The following is a 23,611-nucleotide window of genomic DNA, read 5'->3' on the forward strand; positions in this document are numbered from 1 at the left end:
ATCCGTTCTGTTGCCGCCATTAAAGCTCCCAAACACTGGATTCCCAGCGATCTGTTAGCTTACGATCGTCCAAAAAGCGGACATCTGAACTTGGCTAAAAGCGGACACTACAACTTAGCCCGTACAATATAAAACTGCGATAATTTATCTTATGTTAAATAGAAAAAATCCACGGGCGGCGCCACCTGCCAAGCTTGCGCCGCTCTGTCATTGAGCCTCCTCGAACGAAGGCCGCACGGCAGCCGGCTCCAGTTCGATTCGCTTCGCACCGGGTTTCGCATGCAACGCGAATGTCGATGCGACGAACGACGGCGCCAGATTCCAGTGGTACGTCACTTCATGACGCGGCCTCGAAGGCTGGGTCGTGTCGGTCACGACCAGATGGCACGGCAGCGGTCGCCGTCCCTGCTCGATCCACATTTCCCAGTCGGCGCCACGCTGCTGAAACGCGTAATGCGTGCACCGGCGCGCATCGACCATTTCGACGCCGAGCACCTGCGCCGCCGTGATCGCCGCGTTGTCGTCCTTGCCGTTGCCCCAATAGAAAAGCTCCGCGAGCGGCGCCTCGATACGCCAGGTGTTCGCGAGTTCACGTACGAGGCCATCGAGCGTCGGTGGCGCGTCATTGCGCGTGTAAAAGCCCCTCTTTTCATTGAAGGTCATGAATTCGCGTCCGTCATAGACCAGCCCGCGCAAGTTGCCGTTGCCCGTGATTTCGGCGCGCAGCCGGTCGGGCCGCTTGACCTCGAGCACCGTATGGCGCAGCAACGCGGCGTTCTGGCCGTTGTCGAGCACGACGTCGGTCGACGTGTCCGCGTTGACCTCGAACTTGCGCAACGTGCGCGGATAAGCGCCCATGGCATTGAGCGCGTCGAGCGCCTGCGCATCGACGGCTGCCTGCGGCGTGTTCGCGGCGGCGGTTCCCTCGCCGTTATCGAGATCGGTGAGCGGCGATGGAACATTCGATTGCGCCTGCGTGTAGCCCCCGCTCTCCGGATGCGCACAGCCGGAGAGCGCAATAGCGGCGCAGAGCGACAAGGCGAACTCGGCAGGAACCCCGGAAAAGACTTTCTTCTTCAAGACGTCTCCTGACTGAGCATCCGTATAAAACGACGGGCTTGGAGCACACGGCATGCCCAGTGGACCGCTGTGAGGCACACGTCGCCTCTCCCTGCATGCACGACTCAGTAAAAGCCCTGGTCGGTTGGCCCACCGCCTCGCAGTATCATCGACCCATATTTTTAGAACGACGTTCTGTCAGACAGAACGGACAGACACGCAAACGAAGCGTTCAGGAGATTCCGATGTCCAGCTTGCCAATCGGAGCGACACGCGCGTCGCTCCGGGACCCTGCCGCCGCGCCCGTCAGTGCGGCCGAGATCAACGCGCGCATTGACCGCCTGCCGGCCACCCGCGCCATCTGGACGCTCGTGCTCCTGCTTTCGCTGGGCGGCTGGTTCGAGTTCTACGATCTGTTCTTCACGGCCTATGTCGGGCCGGGCCTCGTGAAAAGCGGTCTCTACTCGACCACCACGGCTTCGTTCTTCGGCTTCTCGGGTCTCGGCGCCTTCGTCGCGGCGTCGTTCGCGGGGCTCTTCATCGGCACGTTCTGCTTGACAGGTCTCGCCGACCGCTATGGCCGCCGCACGCTGTTCACCGCATCGTTGCTCTGGTATTCGGTGGCGACATGCATCATGGCGCTGCAGACGGGCGCGCCCGGCATCAACCTGTGGCGCCTCATCGCGGGCATTGGCGTGGGCGTCGAACTCGTCACCATCGACACCTACGTGAGCGAACTCGTGCCCAAGCACATGCGCGGCCGCGCGTTCGCGTTCGTGCATCTGGTGCAGTACACGGCAGTGCCGGCCGTTGCGTTGCTTGCGTGGTGGTTCGTGCCGCGCGCGCCGCTCGGCTTCGACGGCTGGCGCTGGGTCGTGATGTTCGGCGCGTTCGGCGCGCTCATCGCCTGGGCGATCCGCCGTCGCGTGCCCGAGAGCGCGCGCTGGCTCGCGCAGCGCGGCCGCACCGAGGAAGCTGCACGCATTCTCGCGAGGCTCGAAGCGAAGATCGAGGCGCAGCACGGTCGCTCGCTGCCTGCGCCTGTCGTGGAACCTGCCAGCGCGCAAACACTTGCCAAGGCGCGTTTCGCCGAGATCTGGCAGCCGCCTTACCGCCGCCGCACGATCACGCTGCTCGTCTTCAATCTGTTTCAGGCCATCGGCTTCTACGGCTTCGCCTCGTGGGTGCCGACGCTGCTCGTTTCCAAGGGCGTCACGGTCACGCACAGCCTGCTCTACTCGTTCGTGATCGCGGCGTCGAATCCGTTCGGGCCGCTGCTCGGCATGGCGATTGCCGACCGCATCGAGCGCAAGACGCTCGTCGTACTCTCCGCGCTCGCCATCGCCGTCTGCGGCACGCTGTTCGCCATGCAAACCTCGGCCGGCATGCTCATGTTCCTCGGTGTGCTCATTACGCTGGGCGGTACCCTCCTCTCGGTCGGCTACCACGCGTACCAGGTCGAGCTCTTCCCCACGCGCATGCGCGCCACCGCTGTTGGCTTTGTCTATTCGATGTCGCGTCTTTCCGCGATGTTCTCGGGCTTCATGATCGCGTTCGCGTTGCGCCACTTCGGGGTGCCAGGCGTTTTCGCGCTGATTACCGGCGCGATGATCGTGGTGATGGCGGCCATTGGCATCTTCGGGCCGCGCACGAAGAATCGCGCGCTCGACGACATCTCCCACTAATTTTTCCAATACGAGGCGGTAACCATGCTCCCGTTAGCCGGCGTGCGCGTCCTGGATCTGTCGAATGTGCTCGCGGGTCCCTTCTGCGCCTATCAACTCGCGCTCTTCGGCGCCGAAGTCACCAAGGTCGAGCATCCTGAAGGCGGCGACCTGGCGCGCCGCCTCGGGGCCGACAAGGACGCCGCGGCGCGCAATATGGGCGCGTCGTTCGTGGCCGTGAATGCGGGCAAGCGCTCGATCACGCTGAACCTGAAAGACCCGCGCGGCAAGGCCATTTTGCTCGATCTGGTACGCCACGCCGACGTGCTCGTCGAAAACTTCCGGCCCGGCGTGATGGACCGCCTCGAACTCGGCTACGATCAGTTATCCAAAGTGAATCCGGCGCTGGTCTACTGTGCGATTTCCGGTTTCGGCGATGAAGGCGAGCTGTCGCGCCGCCCGGCCTACGACCAGATCATTCAGGGCATGTCCGGCGTGATGAGCGTGACGGGCGACGCGCACAGCGCGCCGCTGCGCGTAGGCTATCCCGTCTCCGATACCGTGGGCGGCCTCACCGCCGCATTCGGCATTTGCGCGGCGCTCGTCGACGCGCGAACGAGCGGCCGCGGGCGGCGCCTCGACGTTTCGATGCTCGAAGCCACGCTCGCGAGCATGGGCTGGGTCGTGTCGAACTACCTGAACGCCGGCGTCGAGCCCGCGCCGATGGGCAACGAGAATTTCACGGCCGCGCCGTCGGGCACCTTCCGCACGGGCGCGGGGCTGCTCAATATTGCGGCAAACGAAACGCGCCAGTTCGAAAGCCTGTGCGAGGTGATCGGCCGCCCGGACCTGCCGCGCGACGCGCGCTTCTCCGCGCGCCATTCGCGCAAGCAGCATCGCGAAGCGCTCAAGGCCGAGATCGAAACCGCGCTCGCCCCAGACAGCGCGGCCAACTGGGAAACGCGCCTGCTCGAGCGCGGCGTGCCCGTGGGCCGCGTGCTCTCGGTGCCCGAAATCCTCGCGCATCCGCATCTGGCCGAACGGCGCTTCATACGCGAGTTCGAACCGGCACAAGGCGAAGCCGCGCAGCGCGTGACGCGCGCGGGCCTGCGGCTCGCCGATGCCGACGCCGCGCCCGCCACGCCCGCGCCGGTTCTTGGCGCCCACACGCGCGAAACGCTCGCACAACTCGGTTACGAAGCCGCCCAAATCGAAGCTCTCCACGATGACGGAGTGATCTGACCATGCCGACGACGAATACAGCCACGCCCGATCTCGCCGCCCTATGCGCCGACTACTGGAGCACCTCGATCATCGACATCCATCCGGGCTCCATCAAGGTGCGCGGCTATCCGATCCAGGAGCTGATCGGCAGCGTGAGTTTCCCGCAGATGATCTGGCTGATGCTGCGCGGCGAACTGCCCGGCGACGAAGAGGCCACGCTGCTCGAAGCGGCGCTCGTAGCCTCGGTCGATCACGGACCACACGCGCCTTCGATCGCGATCTCGCGCATGGCCACGAGCTGCGGCTTGCCGATCAACGGCGCAATGGCCTCGGCGCTCAACGCACTCGACGACGTGCACGGCGGCGCCGGCCAGCAGGCGGTCGAACTCTATGCCGACATCGCCGCGCGCATCGTGGCAGGCGCCCCATTCGAAGCCGCGGTCGAAGCCGGCGTCGACGAGTTCATCTCCGCTCACGGCAAGTATCTCCCGGGCTTCGGCCATCGCTTCCATCCGGTCGATCCGCGCGCCAGACGGTTGCTCGCGCTCGTCGACGCACGTGTGGCGTCGGGCACCATCAAGGGCCGCTACGCCGCGATTGCGCGCGGCATCGAAGCGTTGCTGAAAAAGCGCAAGGACCGCCCCGTGCCGATGAACATCGACGGCGTAACGGCCGTTATCTACGCCGAACTGGGCTTTGCGCCCGAACTGGCGCGCGGCGTGTTCTGCCTCTCGCGCGCGGTTGGCATCCTCGCGCATGCGTGGGAGCAGCGCGGGCGCGGCGAGCGTAACAAGGGGCCCATGCCGCGTCAGATTCCGTATGCCTATACTGGCGCACCGGAGCGACATCTGGAGCAGTCCTGATCAACGCCCCGTGAAAACGACCGTGTGCAAACGGTGCTTTGCGCCTGCAATGTTTGCGCTAGCTGCGGGTGGCTTCAGGCGTCCTGACGTGCGTGCGCGGCGTGCGCACGTTGGGCGGCGCGCAGCGCGCGCGAGTCGCCGCCGAGCGCGTCGGTAGCGCGTATCGCGCACTCGAACAGCGCGTCGAGATGACGCTCGACGAACGCCGCGTCGATACGCGAACTCGGCCCGGCGAGCGTGAGCACGCCACGCAAGGTGTCGTGAACGCCGAACACGGGCATGGACACGCCGGCGGTTTCGCGGTCGCGCTCACCGATCGAGATGCAGTAGAAGTCGTGGCGAATGGTCTCGAACGGCTCGCCCGGTTCGCCGCCGAATGCCAGCAGCGCGCGGCCGCCAGATCCGCTTTCGAGCGGCAGCACGTCGCCCTCGCGCACATGGTGACGCACCACATGATGCGAATCGACGCGATGCAGGCACACGCGCACCGCGTTGTCACGCACGTAGAACGAAACGCTCTCGCCGCTCGCCGCGGCCAGTTCGCGCATGAGCGGCAGCAGAATGTCGCCCATGTTGAGACCGCGCTGATAGAGCGCGCCCAGCGCGAACGTGGCGGGGCCGAGCTGGTAGCGGCCGTCGTCGAGGCGCAGCAGCAGGCGATGCTGAATCAGCGCACCGGCCAGCCGCAGCAACGTGCTTTTATAGAGGCCCGTGCGCGCTGCGAGTTCGGCGAGCGTGAGCGCGCCGTCTCCGGGGCGAAACGCAAACAGGATGGCACACGCGCGGTCGATGACAGCGACGCCTTCTTCTTTCTTGACCGTACCAGCCGGGTCTTGCGCGGGCATGAATGGAAAACGTGGGGATTGGGAATGCGTCCGATTTTACGCGACTTGCCGTCTCCCGGGTGCGCCCCCCTCACCTTCGACTCCAGCGCTGCTGCTCGTTGCACGGGACGCGCGCGTTACTTCGCCCGCGCCACCGAATCGCGCAGCGTCACGCTTACGGGAAACGTGCGCTCGATCGGCCACTGCGTGCCGTAGCACTGGTTGATGAGCCAGCGCACCGCATTGCGCGTGAGCTCCGCGGTGGGAATGTGCACCGAGGTCAGCGCAGGCGCCATGTAGGCCGCCGAATAATCGTCGTCGTAGCCGATCACCGAAACGTCGTGGGGCACGCGCAACCCTGCCTGCTGCAAGCGCGCGAGCGCACTCATGGCCATCGTGTCGTTCGCGCAGAAAAGCCCGGTGAAGCGATGTTTGCGTTCGAGGAGCGTCCCGGCCGCCACATAGCCGCCCTCGGGCGAGAAGTCCGAGACGATATGCGGCACGGTTCTGCGCTCGATGCCGTGACGCGCCAGCTCGGCGAAAAAACCATGCAGACGCGCCGCATTGTCCGAGGACGTTGACGGGCCGCCGATCACCGCAAGCTCGCGATGGCCGTGCTCGATGAGCGTGCGGGCTGCCATCTCGCCGCCGTGAAAGTGATCGGCGCAAAACGATGCTTCGGGTAACTGATCGAATGAGCGGTTCAGGAAGGCCATGCGCGGGTGCATGGCGTGCAGCATCTGCAGGTCGTCGTCGTACAGATCGTGGCTGATGACCACGACGCCGTCGCAATCGCGGCCGATGAGGAAGCGCACGGCCTCGATGGCTTGCTCGCGCGGCGAGGCTTCACCGCAACCGGTGGCTACCACCACATGACGCCGCACGGCGCGCAGCTGCGTGTCGGTTTCCTTCAGGATAGTGCCGTAGTACGAGCCGAAAAACGTCGGTACGAAGATACCGATGATGCCGAGCGACTTCGTGGCCATCGCCCGCCCGATGGACGAAGGCCGGAAATTGAGCTGTTCGATCGCAGCCTGCACGCGCGCGGCTGCTTCTGCCGACACCGGGCCGTTGCCCGATATCGCCCGCGAAGCTGTCGAAAGGCCCACGCCGGCCAACGCCGCCACGTCTTTCAGGGTCGCCACGTTCCTGGCCTCTCTGTCTTTATCGGTTGTGTGCATCAAATGCGTGCGCCGGTTTCTTCGTCGAATAGCGAAACATGCGCACCGTCGATGGAGAACGGCACCGCCGCCCCACTCGCCAGCGGCGTCTTGTCCTGATCGATCGACGCGATCTGCCCCCCCTGATGCTCGATCCACAGGACACGATGATTGCCCATGGGCTCCACGAGCGTCAAGTGGCCTTCCCACGACGCCTCGTGCGGGCGCACTGCACCGCCTGCACGCACGTCTTCCGGGCGCACGCCGAGCACGCAGGGGCGTGTCGGATCCGGCGTGCCCTTGAACGCGTAAGCCGACACATCCACGTCGAGGCCTGACCCGCGAAAGCGCAGCCGGCCTTCGTCGGCTTCGAGCCTGCCACGCAGCAGATTCATCGGCGGCGCGCCGAGGAAGGTCGCGACGAACAGGTTCTCTGGGCGCGCGTAGACTTCGGCCGGTGTGCCGAACTGCTGGATCGCCCCGCCCTTCATCACCGCCATGCGCGTGGCGAGCGTCATCGCCTCGACCTGGTCGTGCGTCACGTAGATCATCGTCGCGCCGAGTTGCTGATGCAACTGCTTGAGTTCGCGGCGCAATTCGGTGCGCAGCTTGGCGTCGAGATTCGAGAGCGGCTCGTCGAACAGGAACACGTCCGCCTCGCGTACGAGTGCGCGCCCGATCGCCACACGCTGGCGCTGGCCGCCCGAGAGCTGCGCGGGTTTGCGCGAAAGCAGTGGCCCGAGCTGCAGCATGTCGGCGGCGCGCTTCACGCGGCGGTCGATCTCCGCCTTCGGCGTGCCATTGATACGCAGTGCGAACGAGAGATTGCGCTCCACGTTCATGGTCGGATAGAGCGCGTACGACTGGAACACGAGCGCCACGCCCCGATCCTTCGGGTCGGCCCATGTCATGTCCTCGCCGCCGATCTCGATGCTGCCGTCGGTCACGTCGACGAGGCCCGCGATGCTGTGCAGCAAGGTGGATTTGCCACAGCCCGAAGGCCCGAGCAACACGACGAACTCGCCTGCGCGCACATCGAGATCGAGTTCGTCGATCACCGTGTTCGCGCCGAGGTCGATGCGCAGGTTGCGTACGGAAACGTTCGTGAGATTGCCCATGCCCTGCTCCTAGCCTTTCACCGCGCCCGAGGCGATGCCGCGCACGAACCAGCGCCCCGAAATGAAGTAGATCGCGAGCGGCACGGCCGACGTGAGGATCGTCGCGGCCATGTTGACGTTATAGATACGCTCGCCGGTCGTCGTGTTGATGATGTTGTTCAGCTGCACCGTCATCGGCAGGTTTCTCGTGCCCGCGAACACGAGGCCGAGAATGTAGTCGTTCCAGATGCCGGTGACCTGCATGATGATCGCCACGACAATGATCGGCACCGACATCGGCAGCATGAGCTGCATGAAGATGCGCCAGAACCCGCCGCCGTCGATGCGCGCGGCCTTGAACAGCTCCTGTGGCAACGACGCATAGTAGTTGCGGAACAGGAGCGTCATGACCGGCATGCCGAAGATCGTGTGTATCAGGACGATGCCCGGCAGCGAACTGAACAGATGCACGAAGGCCAGCACGCGCACGAGCGGGTACACCATCACCTGCACGGGAATGAACGCGCCCGCGAGCAGAATGCCGAACAGCACGCCCGCGCCGCGCGGCCGCCAGAACGACAGCGCGTAACCGTTCACGGCGCCCACGGCAATGGAGATGACCGTGCTCGGCACGACGATGCGCACCGAATTCCAGAAGCCCACGCGAATGCCGCTGCAGTCGAGCCCCGTGCACGCGGAGGACCACGCGTCGCGCCACGGCGCGAGCGTCCACTGCACCGGCAGTGCGAGCAGATGACCGAGGCGGATCTCGGTCATCGGCTTGACCGAAGTCACCAGCATCACATAGAGCGGCAGCAGGAAGAACAGCGCCGCCGTGAACAGAAACGCATAGACGCCGAGCCGCGCGGGCGTGAAGCGGCTGCGCGGCTTGCGCCGCTTTTGCGCCGCACGCGCGGAAGCGGGCGCGGGACGCAGCGAATCGGCCAAAGGCGTGCTCATGCCCGGTCTCCTTTGAGCGCCGCGCGGCTGCGCGCGTAGAAGAATGGCGCAAGAATCGCGAGGACCGTAGCGAGCAGCACGATCGACGCTGCCGAGGCGAGCCCGATGTTCGCGCGATTGAACAGGTAATCCATGATGAATTTCGCCGGCACCTCGCTCGCGGTGCCGGGGCCGCCCTGGGTCATCGCGACCACGGCGTCGTAGAGCTTCACGACCATCACGAAGAGCAGCACGAATGCCGTGGAAAGCGAGGTCTTGAGCATCGGCACGACGATGCTCGCGTACACGCGCCAGCGCGGAATGCCGTCGAGGCGCGCGGCCTTCCATATTTCGTCGTCGATGCCGCGCAGCCCCGCGAGCATCAGCGCCATCACGAGACCCGAGGCCTGCCACACGGTGGCGATCACGAGCGTGTAGATCGCGAAGCGCTGCGTGACGATCCAGTCGAAGCGCGCGTGCTCGAATCCCATGTGCCGCAGCACGGCCTGCACGCCGAGTTCGGGGTTGAGGATCCACTGCCAGACGAGGCCCGTTGCGACGAACGACATCGCATAGGGATAGAGAAACACCGTGCGCAGCGCGCCTTCCGCCACGACGCGCTGGTCGATGAAGATCGCGAGCAGTAGCCCGATCACGAGGCACGCCGCGATGAAGCACAGGCCGTAGATCACGAGATTCTGCAGCGACAGGATCCAGCGGTCGTTCTCGAAGAGCCGCACGTACTGCGTCACGCCCGCGAAGGTGTTGGTGGGCAGCGAGCGCGAGAGGCTGAGCGAGACGCGCGCCGTCCACAGCATGGTGCCGAGATACGCGAACAGGACCGTCGCCGCCATCGGCGCGAGCGCGATCCAGGCGGCAAGCGAGAGCCGCCGCCGCGCGGGGCGCGCGCTGCGCACTTGCCCCGCTTGGCGTTTGGCCGGGTGCAGCTTGGCGGCGTACATGGTTGCGCTCAGCTCTGGATTGCCGTGGCAAAGGCTTTCTGCGCGTCTTCGGACGACTGGTTCTTGTTCCAGAAGTTCGTGATGACGTCCTGCAGCGCGCCCTGGACATCAGGCGGAATCAGCATTTCCGGATTCGGCAGTTGCCGCGACTTGTCCTTCATGATCGTCATGCCCTCCTTCGCGCAGATGTCGAAGCCCGAGGTGTCCACGTCGGGGCGAATCGGAATCGAGCCCTTCTTCTGGTTGAACGCGACCTGTGCGGCAGGCGACGTCATCACCGTGGCGAGCAGTTGCTGCGCCTTGACCTGCTCGGGATTGTCGGTCTTCGGGAACACGAACACGTCGCCGGCGATCATGTACGGCGACTTCGGGAAACCGGGGAAGCATCCGAAGTCCTTGCCCGCCACCTGGTTCGCGGCAGAAAACTCGCCCTTGGCCCAGTCGCCCATGATCTGCATGCCCGCCTTGCCGGAAATCACGAGCGCCGTGGCGTCGTTCCAGTTGCGGCCAGGCGAGCCCGGATCCACGTAATTATGCAGCCGCTTGAAGGTCGTGAGCACGTTGCGGAACGCGGGCGAATTCACGGCGTTCGCGTCGCGGTCGCGGTACACCTTCATGTAGAGATCGCGGTCCATGTCGGCGAAGATGGCGTCGAAGGTGATCTTCTCCTGCCATGCCTGCCCACCCAGCGCGAGCGGAATCACCCCAGCCGACTTGAGCTTGTCGAGATCGGCGAAGAGTTCGTCGAAATTCTGCGGTTCGCCCTTGATCCCGGCCTTGGCGAACGCGGGCTTGGAATAGAAGAACCAGTCCTGCATGTGGATGTTCACGGGCGCGGCATAGTAGTGCCCTTTGACCTTGATCGCCGTGAGAATCGATTCAGGGAAGCTGGCGCTCCAGTTCTCCTTCGTTGCGACCGCATCGACATTGTTCAGGAGTCCCTGGTCGATGAGATCATGAAACTGCCTGGACGTATTGAACTGCGCAGCGGTGGGCGGATCGCCGCCCACGATGCGGTTGATTGCCGTTGCGCGCGCCTGGTCCCCGCCGGCGATCGCGTTGTCCACCCACTTTCCACCCGCCTGATCGTAGGCAAGCGCGAACTGCTTGATCGCGGCCGACTCGCCGCCCGACGTCCACCAGTGAATCACGTTGGCCTTCAGCGGCTCCGCGGCGTGGGCCGCGAGCGCGCCGGCCAGCGCGAGAGCGGCCACGATGCCGCGCAGAACGGGTGCGTTGTGCTTCATTGCGTCTCCTGTCGATCCGGAGCTGGCGCTTCAGCTGTCGCCTGGCGTCAGTGCTTTCGGCACCGGCGTCGGGCCCATGCAGGGCTCCGGTTGCTCCGGGTTGGTCTGCAAAAGCTTTTGGGTTGGAAATTTCGTCGGCCACGGCGCGTCGTACGGCATGCCCGAGCGTCGCATGCCCTGCCGTGGTTGTCACGCTAGTTGTTGCCCTTGCTCGGTAACCCTGTCAAGCGCCCTTGACGTGCCATCAAGCGCCGTCGAGCGCGCGCCGCTGCGCGATGAAACGCGCAATGAGTTGCGCACTGCGCTTGGGCGTGCGAACCTGCGTGTCGTAATCGACATGCACGACGCCAAAGCGCCGCTCATAGCCAAACGCCCATTCGAAGTTGTCGAGCAGCGACCAGACGAAATAGCCGCGCACGTCCACGCCCGCCTTGATCGCGGCGTCCACCGCGGCGAGATGGCGCTTGAGGAACGAGATGCGTTGCGTATCGTTGACCTCGCCTTCGCTCACGCGGTCGTCCGAAGCCATGCCGTTCTCGGTGATATAGATCGGCGGCAGGTTCTCGTAGGTGCGACCGAAACCGATCAGCAGGTCGCGCAGACCGTCGGGGTGAACCTCCCACCCCATCTGCGTGCGCTCGACGTCCTTCAGCGGCACTTCGACGAAGCCGTGCGCGCCGTCGCTCTTCACGTTGGTGCGGAAATAGTAGTTGATGCCGAGGAAATCGAGCGGCGCAGAGATCGTCTTCATGTCGCCTTCGAGCACGAGCGGCTCGGTGCCCGGCCACAGCTCGAAGAGTTCTTCGGGGTACGCGCCCTTGAGCAGCGGATCGAGAATCCACGCGTTGTGCTGCACTTCGAAGCGGCGTGCGGCGAGCACATCTTCCGGCGACGAGGAATCGGGCGTGCCGCGTCCCACGTTCGCCACGATGCCCTTGGTCGAGCCCGGATCGTTCGCGCGCAGCACGCCGGTAGCGAGGCCGTGGCCGAGCAGCAGATGATGCATCGCCTGGGTCGCATAGCGGCCGTTCGCGAGGCCCGGCGCGTGATGGCCGTTGCCGTAGCCGAGGTACGCCGAGCACCACGGCTCGTTGAGCGTCATCCATGCGTCGACGAGGCCGGACAGTTCGCGGCTCATGAGGTCGGCGTAGTCGGCGAAGCGGTATGCGGTGTCGCGATTGAGCCAGCCGCCGCGATCTTCCAGATGCTGCGGCAGGTCCCAGTGGTAGAGCGTGGCGAAGGTGCGCACGCCCTTCTCCCTCAGGCGCTCCAGCAAGCGCTTGTAGAAGGCGATGCCTTTGGCATTGGGCCGGCCCGCCTCGTCCATGACGCGCGGCCACGCGATCGAAAAGCGATAGGCCTCGAAGTTAAGGCTCTCGAGCAAATCGAGATCGGACTCCCAACGGTGATAGTGGTCGCAGGCCACGGCGCCCGTGTCGCCCGCGAGCACCTTGCCCGGCGTGGCGCTGAACGTGTCCCAGATCGAGGGGATGCGCCCGTCCTCGTGAATGGCGCCTTCGATCTGATACGAAGCCGTGGCCGCGCCCAGGAGGAAGTCGCTGCGCCACAGTGCGGAGCTGGCGGGCGGAGTGAACGGATCGTCGGCAACTGCGGCGGCGGAATGCGGCAATGCGGTGTCCTGAGTCACGAAGCCTCCTGCGCGGAAGTCACCGGCGTTCTGGGTAGCCGGATCGAGTTGGAGTGGAAGCGCTTCCACAGCGCTTGAGGCGCACAATAGCAGCGGCGAATTCCGGCGGGCAATCGGGGTTTTTATGGACGTTATTATGTAGCTGCTTCACACGTTTTCCGCACTACACGCTCGTCTGGCTTGTAGCATGGCTACACGGGCGTCACGCATCCGAGCGCGACTCCAGTTCGGGACGCACTGCCGCGAGCGCTTCGTGCAGGGTCGGAAAGATGTTCGCACGGCCCACCACGGCCGTGATGCCATGCCGATCCATGTCCGAAAGCAGATAGCGGTTCACGCGCCCGAAAATCACCTTCACGCCGCGCTCCGCGAGTTCCGCGCAGAGGTCGATGACGGAGCGCCCCGCGGAATAGTCGAGATCGGTGATCGCCCCCGCATCCACGACCACGCAGTGCACGGGCGACGGCGCGCGATCGATCAGCATGCGCAGTTCGTCGACGAACAAATGGTCGTTCGCATAGAACAGGTCCGCACCGAAGCGATAGACGATCAGCCCTGCCGCCGTGAGCTGGCCCGCTTGCGCGGGCTCGGGCAGCCAGTGCCCCTCGTCGTTCGGCACGAGCACCATGGTGTGCGGCCGGTAGCTATGGCGCACGTGGCGCAGTAACGACAGGCCGATCGCGATGAGGATACCGTTCTCCACGCCGATCACGACGACGGCGAGCGCCGTCGTCACCGCGAGCCGGAATTCGCCGGGACTTTCGCGGCGAATGTCGATCAGCTGGCGAATGTTCACGAGCCCCACGGCAATCGTGAAGACGATCGCGGCCAGCACGCAGTGCGGCAGATATTGCAGCAGGTGGCTGAAGAACAACAGCACCACGAGCACGACGCCCGCGAACACGAGCTGCGCGAACTGGCTGCGCGCGCCGGCCTGATCGGCCATGGCGGTCTGCGTGAGGCTGCCGTTCACGACGAACGCGCCGCTCATCGAAGCCGCCGCATTGGCCGCCGCGAGGCCGAGGAGATTGGTGTCTTCGTCGGTGCGCTCGCCGTAGCGCTCGGCAAACGCGCGGCTCGTGGCGGCGCTTTGCGCGACGATGATGACGAAGCACGACGCCGCCACCTGCAGCAGATCGATCATCTGGAACCAGCCCACCGCGGGAAAGCTCAGGCGCGGCAAGCCGCCCTGCACTGGCCCGATCACCGAAATGCCGTGGGCCGCGAAGTTCAGCATGGCGCTCGCGGCGATGCTGCCCGCCACGGCGACGAGCGGCACCGGCCAGCGCGGCCGGTACGTCTTGAAGACCAGAATCGCCGCCACGACCACCGCGGCGATGGCAAGCGTCTGCCAGTGAATCGTGCCCAGTTGCGTGACGATCTGCTTGATCTGCAGGACCGTGCGGCGTGAATTGACAGTAATGCCAAGCATGTCGCCGAGCATCGCCACGCCCACTTGCACGCCCACGCCCGTGAGAAAACCTGCGAGGACGGTGCGCGAGAGAAAGTCCGCGAGAAAGCCGAGCCGAAACAGGCGTGCGATCAACAACATCACGGCCGTGAGCAAGGCGGTCATGCCCGCGAGCGCGACGTACTCAGCGCTCGAAGGCGCTGCCATGGTCGTGAGACGGCTCGCGAAAATGGTGGCCGTGGCGGAATCGGCGGCAACCACGAGATGGCGCGACGCGCCAAAGAGTGCAAACGCAACGAGAGGCAGAAAGCCTGTGTACAGACCGGTGACGGCAGGCATGCCCGCGATGCGCGCATAGCCAAGCAGTTGCGGCACGTTCATCGAGGCAAGCTGCACGCCGGCGAGCGCATCACGCAATGCAGACGCACGAGACAGCGGACGCACGCCGCGAAACAGTTCAAACGCCATTACGCCATCCTTTCGAAATCCGCCTCTTCGGGCGGTGTTTTTTTAGCTGCGGGCTCACTGGCGCAGTATGTTAGCGCGCGGGCGCGTTCCAGTACGTGTTCGATTGCAACGTCGTTGCTCGCGCATCAATGAAAGAGGCCAGCCCGCAGGCTGGCCTCATGACTGATCCGCTCAACCGCGTCACGCAGCGCGATGGCTATACCCGAATCGGCGGCGGCATATAACGGCATTCGTAGCGTTTTCGTACCGTGCCGTTCTCATCCACGCTTTCGAGGAACACGTCGAACTGCCAGAGGCGCGCCATGTGGCGCAGCACTTCGTCGGTGTCACCCGAAAGATGGCGATTGTCGCTCATGAAGTGACGCAGCGTGAGGCTACGATCGCCGCGCGTGTTCACCGACCACACCTGGATATTCGGTTCGCGGTGATGCATGTCGTACTGACGCGAGAGCGCCTGGCGCACGTACTGGTAGCCGCTTTCGTCGTGGATGGCCGAGACTTCGAGTGCATCGCGCATGTCGTCGTCGAGCACCGAGAAGAGCCGCATTTCGCGGATCAGATGCGGCGACAGGTATTGCGCCACGAAGCTCTCGTCCTTGAAGTTGCGCATGGCATAGTGCAGCGCCTTGAGCCACGGACTGCCGGCCAGCTCGGGGAACCACTTGCGGTCCTCCTCCGTGGGGTTCTCGCAGATGCGGCGAATGTCGCTCATCATCGAAAAGCCGAGCGCATACGGATTGATGCCGCTGTAATACGGCTTCGTCACCGGCGGCTGATAGATCACGTTGCTGTGCGAATGCAGGAACTCCATCATGAAGCCGTCTTCGAGCTTGCCCTGCGTATAGAGCGTGTTGAGCAGCGTGTAATGCCAGAATGTGGCCCAGCCTTCGTTCATGACCTGGGTTTGCCGCTGCGGATAGAAGTACTGCCCGATCTTGCGCACGATGCGTATGACTTCGCGCTCCCACGGCTCGAGCAGCGGCGAGTTCTTTTCGGCGAAATACAGCAGGTTTTCCTGCGGCTCCGGCGGAAAGCGCTCGTCGATCTCCTCGGCAACGGGCATTTGCTGCTTCGGCAGCGTGCGCCATAGTTCATTGACCTGGGACTGCAGATAAGCCTCGCGTTCCCGGCGCAATGCGGCCTCGCGCTCGAGCGACAGCTTTTGCGGACGTTTGTAGCGGTCTACGCCGTAATTCATGAGCGCGTGGCACGAGTCGAGCAACTCTTCCACGCGGTCGAGACCATAACGCTCCTCGCATTCGGCGATGTAATTCTTCGCATACACGAGGTAATCGATGATGGCGTGCGCGTCCGTCCAGAGACGGAACAGATAGTTGCCCTTGAAGAACGAGTTGTGCCCGTACGCGGCGTGCGCGATCACGAGCGCCTGCATCGTCATGGTGTTCTCTTCCATGAGATACGCGATGCAGGGGTTGGAGTTGATGACGATCTCGTAGGCGAGGCCCATCTGGCCGCGGCGATAGCTCTTTTCGGTGGAGAGAAAGTGCTTGCCGAATGACCAGTGGCGATAGTTCACCGGCATGCCGACGGACGCATAGGCGTCCATCATCTGCTCGGCGCTGATCAGTTCGAGCTGGATCGGATAAACATCCAGTTCGTATTGCTCTGCAACATGCGAGATATGAGTGTCGTACTCCTCGATGAGTTCGAAGGTCCAGTCGGAGGGGCACGGCAACGGCCGTTTGTCGGCTACGTTCATTTGCACTTCCCTTTGCTGGGCGAGCCCATGCTCCTTGTGGCGAGCAGCCCCGGCGGCATGTCCGGGCGCTTCGGCGTCTTCATGGTGGCCGGGCTTGCGCTCGTCACCGTGTTCGCCATGATGCCCTTTTTCGTGGCCGCTCGTCTTCCGGCGCTCCGGCTGGTAGCCGCGCGCCTCGTTGTGCAGGTGGCGTGTCGTCATGAGTGCTCCACCTGCTTTTCGAAAAGCTCCCGGAACACCGGGTAGATGTCCGCCGCGGTGTCGACTTTCTTCATCGCCAGATGCGGTTCGGTGAGTGCGAGCTGCGCGTATTCGAGCCAGAGGTTCTGCTCCTCCGGCGTCACCTGAATATACGCAAAATAGCGCACCTGCGGCAGTATGTCATCCGCGAGAATCTTGCGGCATTTGGGCGAATCGTCAGTCCAATTGTCGCCGTCCGAAGCCTGTGCGCCGTAGATGTTCCAGTCGCTTGGCGAATAACGGTCCTCGATCACTTTTTTCATCAGCTCCAGCGCGCTCGACACGACCGTGCCGCCGCTTTCGGTGGAATGAAAGAAGGTGTCCTCGTCCACTTCTTCGGCACGCGTGTGGTGGCGAATGAAGACCACCTCGATCTTTTCGTAATTGCGCTTGAGGAACAGGTACAGCAGGATGAAGAAGCGCTTGGACAAGTCCTTGCGCTGCTCGTCCATCGAGCCCGACACGTCCATGAGGCAGAACATCACGGCCTGGCTCGACGGTTGCGGCTGCTTCACGCGATTCACGTAACGCAGATCGAACGGGTCGATGAACGGAATGCGCCAGATGCGCCCGCGCAGGTGATGGATCTGCTCTTCGAGCCGCGCGATTTCTTCACGCCGGTCGGCCGGGTCGGCCTTGAGCGCTTCGAGCTGCTCCTCGAGTTCGTGCAGTTCGTTGACGAGCGGCGCGCCGAGCGCGATGCGACGGCCAAGCGCGCTGCGCAGCGATCTCACGACATCGATGTTGTTCGGCGTGCCTTCGGCAGCCCAGCCCGCGCGGATGCTCTTCCACGTTGGCACGGCCATGAGATGGGTTTTGACGAGGCGCGGCAGTTCGAGGTCGTCGAAGAAGTACTGCATGAATTCTTCGCGGGAGAGTTCGAACACGAAGTCGTCCTGACCTTCGCCCTCGTTGCTCGCCTGGCTGCCGCCACCGCCGCCGCCGCCCTGTGGACGCGGAATGCGGTCGCCGCGAATATAGTCCTCGTTGCCTGGGTGAACCATTTCGCGCTTGCCGCCGGGGCCGTGCCGGAACGACGGCTCTGCAATGTCCTTGCGCGGAATGGTGATGCTCTGGTTGCTCTGTATGTCCTTGATGCTGCGGTCACGCACCGCTTCCGAAACGGCGTGACGAATATAGTTCTTCACGCGGCGCAAAAAGCGCTCGCGGTTAGCAATGCTCTTGTTCTTTCCGGCTAGCCTGCGGTCGATGATTTGATGAAGCACATCCAGTCTCCCGCTCCAGTTGCGAATGGGCGAGGTGCGCAGTGTTCATTGCCGCGTCTGCCATCGTGCGTGCCGCGTTCACCCGCTCATGGCCACGCCGCCTGCGCCCCGCCGGGGGTCCTTTTGCGCCGCCGCAAAACTGCGGCAGCGCACTCGGACGGTAAAGCCTCTTCGTTCACGACGACTTGCGCACCCGCAGATACCAGTCGCAGAGCAACCGGACCTGCTTCGGCGTATAACCCTTCGCCACCATGCGGTTGACGAAGTCTTCGTGCTTGCGCTGCTCTTCCGCCGATCCTTTCGCATTGAACGAGATGACCGGCAAAAGTTCTTCCGTGTTCGAAAACATTTTCTTTTCGATCACCACGCGCAGCTTCTCGTAGCTGATCCAGGCCGGGTTCTTGCCGGCGTTGGCCGCACGCGCACGCAGCACGAAATTCACGATCTCGTTGCGGAAGTCCTTCGGGTTGCTGATGCCCGCGGGCTTCTCGATCTTCTCGAGCTCGGCATTCAATGCCGCGCGATCGAAGCTTTCGCCCGTGTCGTGATCGCGGAACTCCTGGTCCTGAATCCAGAAGTCGGCGTAGGTGACATAGCGGTCGAAGATGTTCTGCCCGTATTCGGAATACGACTCGAGGTAGGCGGTCTGGATCTCCTTGCCGATGAACTCCGCGTAACGCGAGGCCAGCACGTCCTTCACGAACGACAGATACTTCTGCTCGGTTTCCGGCGGGAACTGCTCGCGCTCGATCTGCTGTTCGAGCACATACATGAGGTGCACCGGATTCGCGGCCACTTCAGTCGAGTCGAAGTTGAACACGCGCGAGAGGATCTTGAACGCGAAGCGCGTCGAAACCCCGTTCATCCCTTCGTCCACGCCCGCGAAGTCGCGGTACTCCTGGTACGACTTCGCTTTTGGATCGGTGTCCTTGAGGTTTTCGCCGTCGTACACCTGCATCTTCGAGAAGAGACTCGAGTTCTCCGGCTCCTGCAGGCGCGTGAGCACCGACATCTGCGCCATCATCTTCAGCGTGCCAGGCGCGCACACGGCCTCGGCCAGCGACGAATTGCGCAACAGCTTCTCGTAGATCTTCATCTCTTCCGAGTAGCGCAGGCAGTACGGCACCTTCACCACGAAGATACGATCGAGCAGTGCCTCGTTGTTGCGGTTGTTGCGGAACGCCTTCCACTCCGACTCGTTCGAGTGCGCGAGGATGATGCCGTTGAACGGAATCGCCCCGAATCCTTCGGTGCCCTTGAAGTTGCCTTCCTGGGTGGCCGTGAGCAGCGGGTGCAGCACCTTGATCGGCGCCTTGAACATTTCGACGAATTCGAGCAGGCCCTGATTCGCGAGACACAGGCCGCCCGAGTAGCTGTAGGCGTCGGCGTCGTCCTGGGCATATTGCTCGAGCTTGCGGATGTCCACCTTGCCGACGAGCGACGAGATGTCCTGATTGTTCTCGTCGCCAGGTTCGGTCTTCGCGATGCCGATCTGGCGCAGGATGGACGGGAAGCGGCGCACCACGCGGAACTTGCGGATGTCGCCGTTGTATTCGTGCAGGCGCTTCACGGCCCACGGGCTCAAGATGCTGCGAAGGTAACGGCGCGGTATGCCGTATTGCTCTTCGAGTATCGGGCCATCTTCGTCGTAGTCGAACAGCCCGAGCGGCGACTCGTTCACGGGCGAGCCCTTGATCGAGTAGAACGGCACGCGCTCCATGAGCTGCTTCAGCCGCTCGGCGATGGAGGACTTGCCGCCGCCCACCGGACCGAGCAGATAGAGAATCTGCTTCTTCTCTTCGAGTCCTTGCGCCGCATGGCGGAAGTACGCGACGACCTGCTCGATCACGTCTTCCATGCCATAGAACTCGCGGAATGCGGGATACACCTTGATGACCTTGTTCGCAAAGATGCGCGACAGACGCGGATCGTTGCGGGTGTCGATCTGTTCGGGTTCGCCGATTGCCGTCAGCATGCGTTCGCCAGCCGTGGCGTACGCATTGGGATCTTCCTTGCAGAGCGCGAGATACTCCTCGAGCGAGAACTCCTCCTCTCGCGTTTTTTCGAAGCGGGTCGCGAAGCTGCTATAGATATCCATGCTACCTCCTCGCCAAGATCTGCGACCGATGTCGTGCGCGGCGCGCTATTCGGAAACGACATCGCTCAAATTCATCCTAAACCCTTTTGAAATTTTTCGCACCGTTAAATCGCGCCTGATGTGCCCTCTAAAGCTAAGCATTATTGAGCGCTTGGAGGGCGCCAGACAACGACTTACAATGATCTTCCCTACTGGTGCAAATTTCAGACCGGGGTCACGCTCCTTCCCACATGCTGTGCCTGCGTGTTGGCTAATTCCATCGGGCGGGGCATTCGCAGCACGCCACTTTTTACCTGATGTTCGACCGGCTTTTCGCCTTGTCATGCGGCCTGTCCGGCACTCCGGCATACGCAGCGCCTCTTCATCAAACGCACCAACGCAGCGCCGGTGCACACCCATTCGTTACGATTTGTTCGCGAGCCCGCAGAACGCGCGCGCATTGCGAACTGCCACGCAAATGTTGTGAGCACGCGTCAATGCGATTTTTTTCCCGTTTTACGCGTCGATTTCGCCGTCGTCGGTGACCTGCCGCGCATTCTTGCGCGGATGCCAATCGACGCTGACCGGCTCTGTCGGCAGTAGTGGTTTTCCCGCTCCAATCGGACGACGCGCGAACGCCACGCGATGAAGATGACGCGCGTGACAGGTTGCCAGGTTTACACCCATGGGACGCACAACGCGTACAAAAAAATAAAGCCGCCGCGCAATGCGCGCGGCGGCCGTTCGTGAGAGCAAATATGACAGGTGCGACAGTTACACGATGCGCCCCTGGGCGACCTAGACGAACTCGACTTCGACTTCCCCTAGCCCGTCGATGTGGCCGTGCAGGAGGCCCGGTGTATCGATGCGGTGCGCACCGACATAGGTGCCGGTCGTAATAGTCCATTCGGGCTCGATCGTGATGCCCATGGCGGCGCAATGATTGACGAACCAGACCAGCAGTTCGCGCGGATCGCCCGCGGGGTTGCCCGGCGCCTCCGGCACGAGCGAGGCGCCGTCGAACGTCAGTTCGAGCTCAGGCGCGACGAAATCGAGCACGCGGGCAAGCGCTGGGTACGGCAGCGCATGGCCGGTCACGAGTGCACCATTGTTCTGTGCATCGGCGAGCTGGGCGAGCGGCGCGACGTTGGGCCACTGCGCGAAACGGCTGTCGACGATCTCGATGGCCGGCACGATCTGGCCTACGCGCGCGAGCACCTCGTCGCGCGCATAGGCTTCGGCGCGCGGGACGATCGGTTCCGAAAAACGAAACGCGATTTCCAGTTCCACGAGCACGCGGAAAAAGTGGCGGCGCTCGAAGCGCGCCGGCGAGGCGTGCACGAGCGGCGCCGGGATCGGCGCGCCGGAGGCAGGGCCGCCGGGGGCGCGTGCGCCCACTTTCCAGCCGCCCGTGGTCGTCTCGAGCCCGGCGAGCACCGCCTGCTGGATCGCGTAGGCCGTGGCCGCGTCGGGCGGCACGCGCTCGGGTTCCAGCGTTTCGATCAGATGATGATGCCGGCGCGCATTCACGAGGCGTTGCGCGAGATCGTCATGCGTCATGTCGGGTTCCTTGTTTGTGCTGTCATGCGGCGCTGGCGCTCGATGCCGGCCAATCCGTCCTGCCTGGCGCGGTGCGCCTGCCTTGCCCCTGCGGGGCGGGTCGTTCCTCCTGCGGTGCCACCCCGTTTGGGCCGCGCCCGGACATCGGCGCGGGCTGAACCGTCCAGCACGACGCCATGCCGCTCGCGGGCACCGCTGGGCGCCGCAGTGTAGCGCGCCGACCGGGCCGCGCAGATGACACGGCTGACAATGTACCGTAACGGCGCCCACATGGCGCACGGCGGGGCCGCACAACGGGGTCAAAGGCGTAAAAAAAGCCGCTGCGGCACAGCGGCTGGCTCTCGTGCGCGGACGGCCCGCGCGGCTTGGCGGATGAATGTCAGAAGGTTTCCCAGTCGCCGTTCGAACCGGCAGCCGACGCCACCGCGCTCATGGGCGCGCGGGGGGCTGCCACGGGCCGTGCGGCCGGCTGGGCGGCGGCGGCAGCCGGAGTGCTGCGCGGCGCGCGCTTTGCGGCAGGCGCCGCTGCCCCGGCTCCCGATGCCTGGCGCGTGGCAGCAGCACGGGCGACGGAAGCCGTCCTGGCGGCTGCCGGCGCAGGCTTCACCTGCGCTGCGCCCAGCGCTGCGTCTTCCAGATTGAATACGGCGACGGCCTCGCGCAGGCGTCCCGCCTGGTCCTCGAGCGACTGCGCCGCGGCGGCGGCCTCCTCGACGAGTGCCGCGTTCTGCTGGGTCACCTCGTCCATCTGCGTGACCGCACGCGCGACCTGGTCGATGCCGCCCGACTGCTCCTGCGAAGCCGCCGCGATCTCGCCCATGATGTCGGTCACGCGCTGCACCGCGGCGATGATCTCGGTCATCGTGCGGCCCGCCTCGTCGACGAGCGCCGAGCCCGCCTGCACGCGCTCGACCGAGGTGTCGATGAGCCCCTTGATCTCCTTGGCCGCCGCCGACGAGCGTTGCGCGAGGCTGCGCACCTCGCCCGCCACCACGGCGAAGCCGCGCCCTTCCTCGCCCGCGCGTGCCGCTTCGACGGCCGCATTGAGCGCGAGGATGTTGGTCTGGAACGCGATGCCCTCGATGATCGTGATGATGTCGGCGATCTTCGCGGAGCTGTCGTTGATGTCGCCCATCGTGCCGACCACCTGATTGACGACCGAGCTGCCCTTGTTGGCGATTTCCGAGGCGTTGGCGGCGAGCGCGCTGGCCTGGCGGGCGTTGTCGGCGTTCTGCTTCACGGTGCCCGTGAGCTGTTCCATGCTCGACGCGGTCTGCTGGAGCGCCGATGCCTGCTCTTCGGTACGCGACGAGAGGTCGAGGTTGCCCGCGGCGATCTCACGCGTGGCCGTGGCGATCGATTCGGTGCCCGAGCGCACCGAACGCACCGTTTCGGTGAGGCTGCGCTGCATCTGCGCGACGCCGCCCAGCAGTTCGCCCATCTCGTCGTTGCGGCGCACGACCACGGGCCGGCGCAGATCGCCGGCGGCGATCGCATGGAAAGCGCCAAGCGCTTCGCCGAGCGGCTCCGCAATAGCGCGGCGCAGCGAGAAGAACGAATAGGCGGCGGCGCCGATACCTACGAGCAGCGCCGCGATGCACGCGACGCGCAGCTCCGAGAACGCGGCCTGGGCGTCGTCGAAGCCCTGCTGCGCTTGCGTCATCTGGAACTTGTCGAGCACGGCGTCGGCCTTCGAGAGCCCGTCGTAGGCCTCCTTGAGCGCCTTGGCGCCGGCCACCACCTTCGCCTGATCGCCCGACTGGACGGTCGTCATGAACTGGTCCGCGATCTGGTGCAGGGCCTCGCGCCGGGCTCCGACATCCTGAGCGAGGCGCGCTTCCTCGCCGGCGTGCGGCAAGGCCATGTACTTCTTCCAGAAGTCGTCCGACACGCCACGCAGCATGCGCGCCCGGTCGACCGTCGCCGCGGCGTCGGACGTACCCTGTTCGAAGGCGGCCCGGTCGAGCGCGAGACGCTCGCGTGCCGCATAGATTTCGGCCAGATTGACCGCGTGCGAACTGGGCATCTGGTCGGTGAAAGTCTCGCGATACGCGTCGTTCGAACGCGTGAGACCCAGCAGCCCGACCGCACTGATCGCGACGATCAACGTCGCCAGAAAGCCCATCGTGATGCCAATGCGCGCCTTGATACTGATGCCCTTGCCCATGACTCCCCCAACGCTTGTGATATGGTCGGGCCCAACGCCCGACATCGAGTGGTCG

The 23,611-nt window shown here is 64.3% G+C and carries 17 protein-coding genes; 3 read left to right on the forward strand and 14 right to left on the reverse strand.

Going from position 1 to position 23,611, the window contains the following annotated elements; translation table 11 throughout:
• Positions 1–207 precede the first annotated feature (207 nt).
• Positions 208–1,080, reverse strand: coding sequence for a DUF2092 domain-containing protein (locus AB3X99_RS16880; protein WP_368617591.1), 873 nt, complete (start codon positions 1,078–1,080; stop codon positions 208–210).
• 224 nt (positions 1,081–1,304) lie between these two features.
• Between AB3X99_RS16880 and AB3X99_RS16885 the strand changes: the two genes are divergently transcribed.
• Genes AB3X99_RS16885 through AB3X99_RS16895 form a run of 3 tightly spaced genes read left to right on the forward strand, consistent with a single transcriptional unit; the run spans position 1,305 to position 4,810 of the window.
• Entirely contained in the window at positions 1,305–2,744 is a 1,440-nt protein-coding gene (locus AB3X99_RS16885) for an MFS transporter (protein ID WP_368617592.1), read from the forward strand.
• Positions 2,745–2,768: 24 nt separating this feature from the next.
• The gene (locus AB3X99_RS16890; RefSeq protein ID WP_368606775.1) at positions 2,769–3,965 is read left to right on the forward strand and encodes a CaiB/BaiF CoA transferase family protein; all 1,197 of its coding nucleotides are present in this window, start codon (positions 2,769–2,771) and stop codon (positions 3,963–3,965) included.
• Positions 3,966–3,967: 2 nt separating this feature from the next.
• Entirely contained in the window at positions 3,968–4,810 is an 843-nt protein-coding gene (locus AB3X99_RS16895; RefSeq protein ID WP_368617593.1) for a citryl-CoA lyase, read from the forward strand.
• Positions 4,811–4,884: 74 nt separating this feature from the next.
• Here AB3X99_RS16895 and AB3X99_RS16900 read toward each other — a convergent pair whose 3' ends face one another.
• The 13 genes from AB3X99_RS16900 to AB3X99_RS16960 form a co-directional block, all read right to left on the reverse strand.
• A complete protein-coding gene (locus AB3X99_RS16900; RefSeq protein WP_368606777.1) occupies positions 4,885–5,655 on the reverse strand; it encodes an IclR family transcriptional regulator in 771 nt (256 codons plus the stop codon).
• 116 nt (positions 5,656–5,771) lie between these two features.
• Positions 5,772–6,779: a substrate-binding domain-containing protein gene (locus tag AB3X99_RS16905; protein ID WP_176732901.1), complete on the reverse strand. Its 1,008-nt coding sequence runs from the start codon at positions 6,777–6,779 to the stop codon at positions 5,772–5,774.
• Positions 6,780–6,814: 35 nt separating this feature from the next.
• On the reverse strand, positions 6,815–7,912 hold the full coding sequence (locus AB3X99_RS16910; protein WP_342945771.1) for an ABC transporter ATP-binding protein: 1,098 nt from the start codon (positions 7,910–7,912) through the stop codon (positions 6,815–6,817).
• A gap of 9 nt (positions 7,913–7,921) precedes the next feature.
• Positions 7,922–8,851 carry a carbohydrate ABC transporter permease gene (locus AB3X99_RS16915; protein ID WP_069265708.1) on the reverse strand — a complete coding sequence of 310 codons (930 nt, stop codon included), beginning with the start codon at positions 8,849–8,851 and terminating at the stop codon, positions 7,922–7,924.
• On the reverse strand, positions 8,848–9,792 hold the full coding sequence (locus tag AB3X99_RS16920; protein ID WP_368617594.1) for a carbohydrate ABC transporter permease: 945 nt from the start codon (positions 9,790–9,792) through the stop codon (positions 8,848–8,850). Before AB3X99_RS16920 ends, AB3X99_RS16915 begins: the two co-directional genes overlap by 4 nt.
• Positions 9,793–9,800: 8 nt before the next feature.
• Positions 9,801–11,039, reverse strand: a complete 1,239-nt coding sequence (locus AB3X99_RS16925) for an ABC transporter substrate-binding protein (protein WP_368617595.1) — start codon at positions 11,037–11,039, stop codon at positions 9,801–9,803.
• Between the two features lie 244 nt (positions 11,040–11,283).
• The gene (locus AB3X99_RS16930) at positions 11,284–12,687 is read right to left on the reverse strand and encodes a GH1 family beta-glucosidase (protein ID WP_368617596.1); all 1,404 of its coding nucleotides are present in this window, start codon (positions 12,685–12,687) and stop codon (positions 11,284–11,286) included.
• 202 nt (positions 12,688–12,889) lie between these two features.
• Positions 12,890–14,566 carry a SulP family inorganic anion transporter gene (locus AB3X99_RS16935; RefSeq protein WP_368617597.1) on the reverse strand — a complete coding sequence of 559 codons (1,677 nt, stop codon included), beginning with the start codon at positions 14,564–14,566 and terminating at the stop codon, positions 12,890–12,892.
• A 196-nt stretch (positions 14,567–14,762) separates the two neighbouring features.
• Positions 14,763–16,487 carry a SpoVR family protein gene (locus tag AB3X99_RS16940; RefSeq protein WP_069265703.1) on the reverse strand — a complete coding sequence of 575 codons (1,725 nt, stop codon included), beginning with the start codon at positions 16,485–16,487 and terminating at the stop codon, positions 14,763–14,765.
• Complete coding sequence (locus tag AB3X99_RS16945; RefSeq protein ID WP_069265702.1) at positions 16,484–17,752, reverse strand: YeaH/YhbH family protein; 1,269 nt, start codon at positions 17,750–17,752, stop codon at positions 16,484–16,486. Before AB3X99_RS16945 ends, AB3X99_RS16940 begins: the two co-directional genes overlap by 4 nt.
• A gap of 175 nt (positions 17,753–17,927) precedes the next feature.
• On the reverse strand, positions 17,928–19,850 hold the full coding sequence (locus tag AB3X99_RS16950; RefSeq protein ID WP_069265701.1) for a PrkA family serine protein kinase: 1,923 nt from the start codon (positions 19,848–19,850) through the stop codon (positions 17,928–17,930).
• Positions 19,851–20,627: 777 nt separating this feature from the next.
• The gene (locus AB3X99_RS16955) at positions 20,628–21,389 is read right to left on the reverse strand and encodes a 2-keto-4-pentenoate hydratase (RefSeq protein ID WP_069265700.1); all 762 of its coding nucleotides are present in this window, start codon (positions 21,387–21,389) and stop codon (positions 20,628–20,630) included.
• 379 nt (positions 21,390–21,768) lie between these two features.
• A complete protein-coding gene (locus tag AB3X99_RS16960; protein ID WP_368610264.1) occupies positions 21,769–23,556 on the reverse strand; it encodes a methyl-accepting chemotaxis protein in 1,788 nt (595 codons plus the stop codon).
• Positions 23,557–23,611 lie beyond the last annotated feature (55 nt).

Source organism: Paraburkholderia sp. BR10882, from assembly GCF_040948855.1.
Taxonomy (GTDB): domain Bacteria; phylum Pseudomonadota; class Gammaproteobacteria; order Burkholderiales; family Burkholderiaceae; genus Paraburkholderia; species Paraburkholderia nodosa_A.

Bases quoted from the DNA above. Each gene is read 5' to 3' on its own strand.
- AB3X99_RS16950 (WP_069265701.1), bottom strand. From the start codon at position 19,850: ATGGATATCTATAGCAGCTTCGCGACCCGCTTCGAAAAAACGCGAGAG.
- AB3X99_RS16900 (WP_368606777.1), bottom strand. From the start codon at position 5,655: ATGCCCGCGCAAGACCCGGCTGGTACGGTCAAGAAAGAAGAAGGCGTC.
- AB3X99_RS16890 (WP_368606775.1), top strand. From the start codon at position 2,769: ATGCTCCCGTTAGCCGGCGTGCGCGTCCTGGATCTGTCGAATGTGCTC.
- AB3X99_RS16920 (WP_368617594.1), bottom strand. From the start codon at position 9,792: ATGTACGCCGCCAAGCTGCACCCGGCCAAACGCCAAGCGGGGCAAGTG.
- AB3X99_RS16885 (WP_368617592.1), top strand. From the start codon at position 1,305: ATGTCCAGCTTGCCAATCGGAGCGACACGCGCGTCGCTCCGGGACCCT.
- AB3X99_RS16960 (WP_368610264.1), bottom strand. From the start codon at position 23,556: ATGGGCAAGGGCATCAGTATCAAGGCGCGCATTGGCATCACGATGGGC.
- AB3X99_RS16915 (WP_069265708.1), bottom strand. From the start codon at position 8,851: ATGAGCACGCCTTTGGCCGATTCGCTGCGTCCCGCGCCCGCTTCCGCG.
- AB3X99_RS16895 (WP_368617593.1), top strand. From the start codon at position 3,968: ATGCCGACGACGAATACAGCCACGCCCGATCTCGCCGCCCTATGCGCC.
- AB3X99_RS16940 (WP_069265703.1), bottom strand. From the start codon at position 16,487: ATGACGACACGCCACCTGCACAACGAGGCGCGCGGCTACCAGCCGGAG.
- AB3X99_RS16935 (WP_368617597.1), bottom strand. From the start codon at position 14,566: ATGGCGTTTGAACTGTTTCGCGGCGTGCGTCCGCTGTCTCGTGCGTCT.
- AB3X99_RS16955 (WP_069265700.1), bottom strand. From the start codon at position 21,389: ATGACGCATGACGATCTCGCGCAACGCCTCGTGAATGCGCGCCGGCAT.
- AB3X99_RS16925 (WP_368617595.1), bottom strand. From the start codon at position 11,039: ATGAAGCACAACGCACCCGTTCTGCGCGGCATCGTGGCCGCTCTCGCG.
- AB3X99_RS16910 (WP_342945771.1), bottom strand. From the start codon at position 7,912: ATGGGCAATCTCACGAACGTTTCCGTACGCAACCTGCGCATCGACCTC.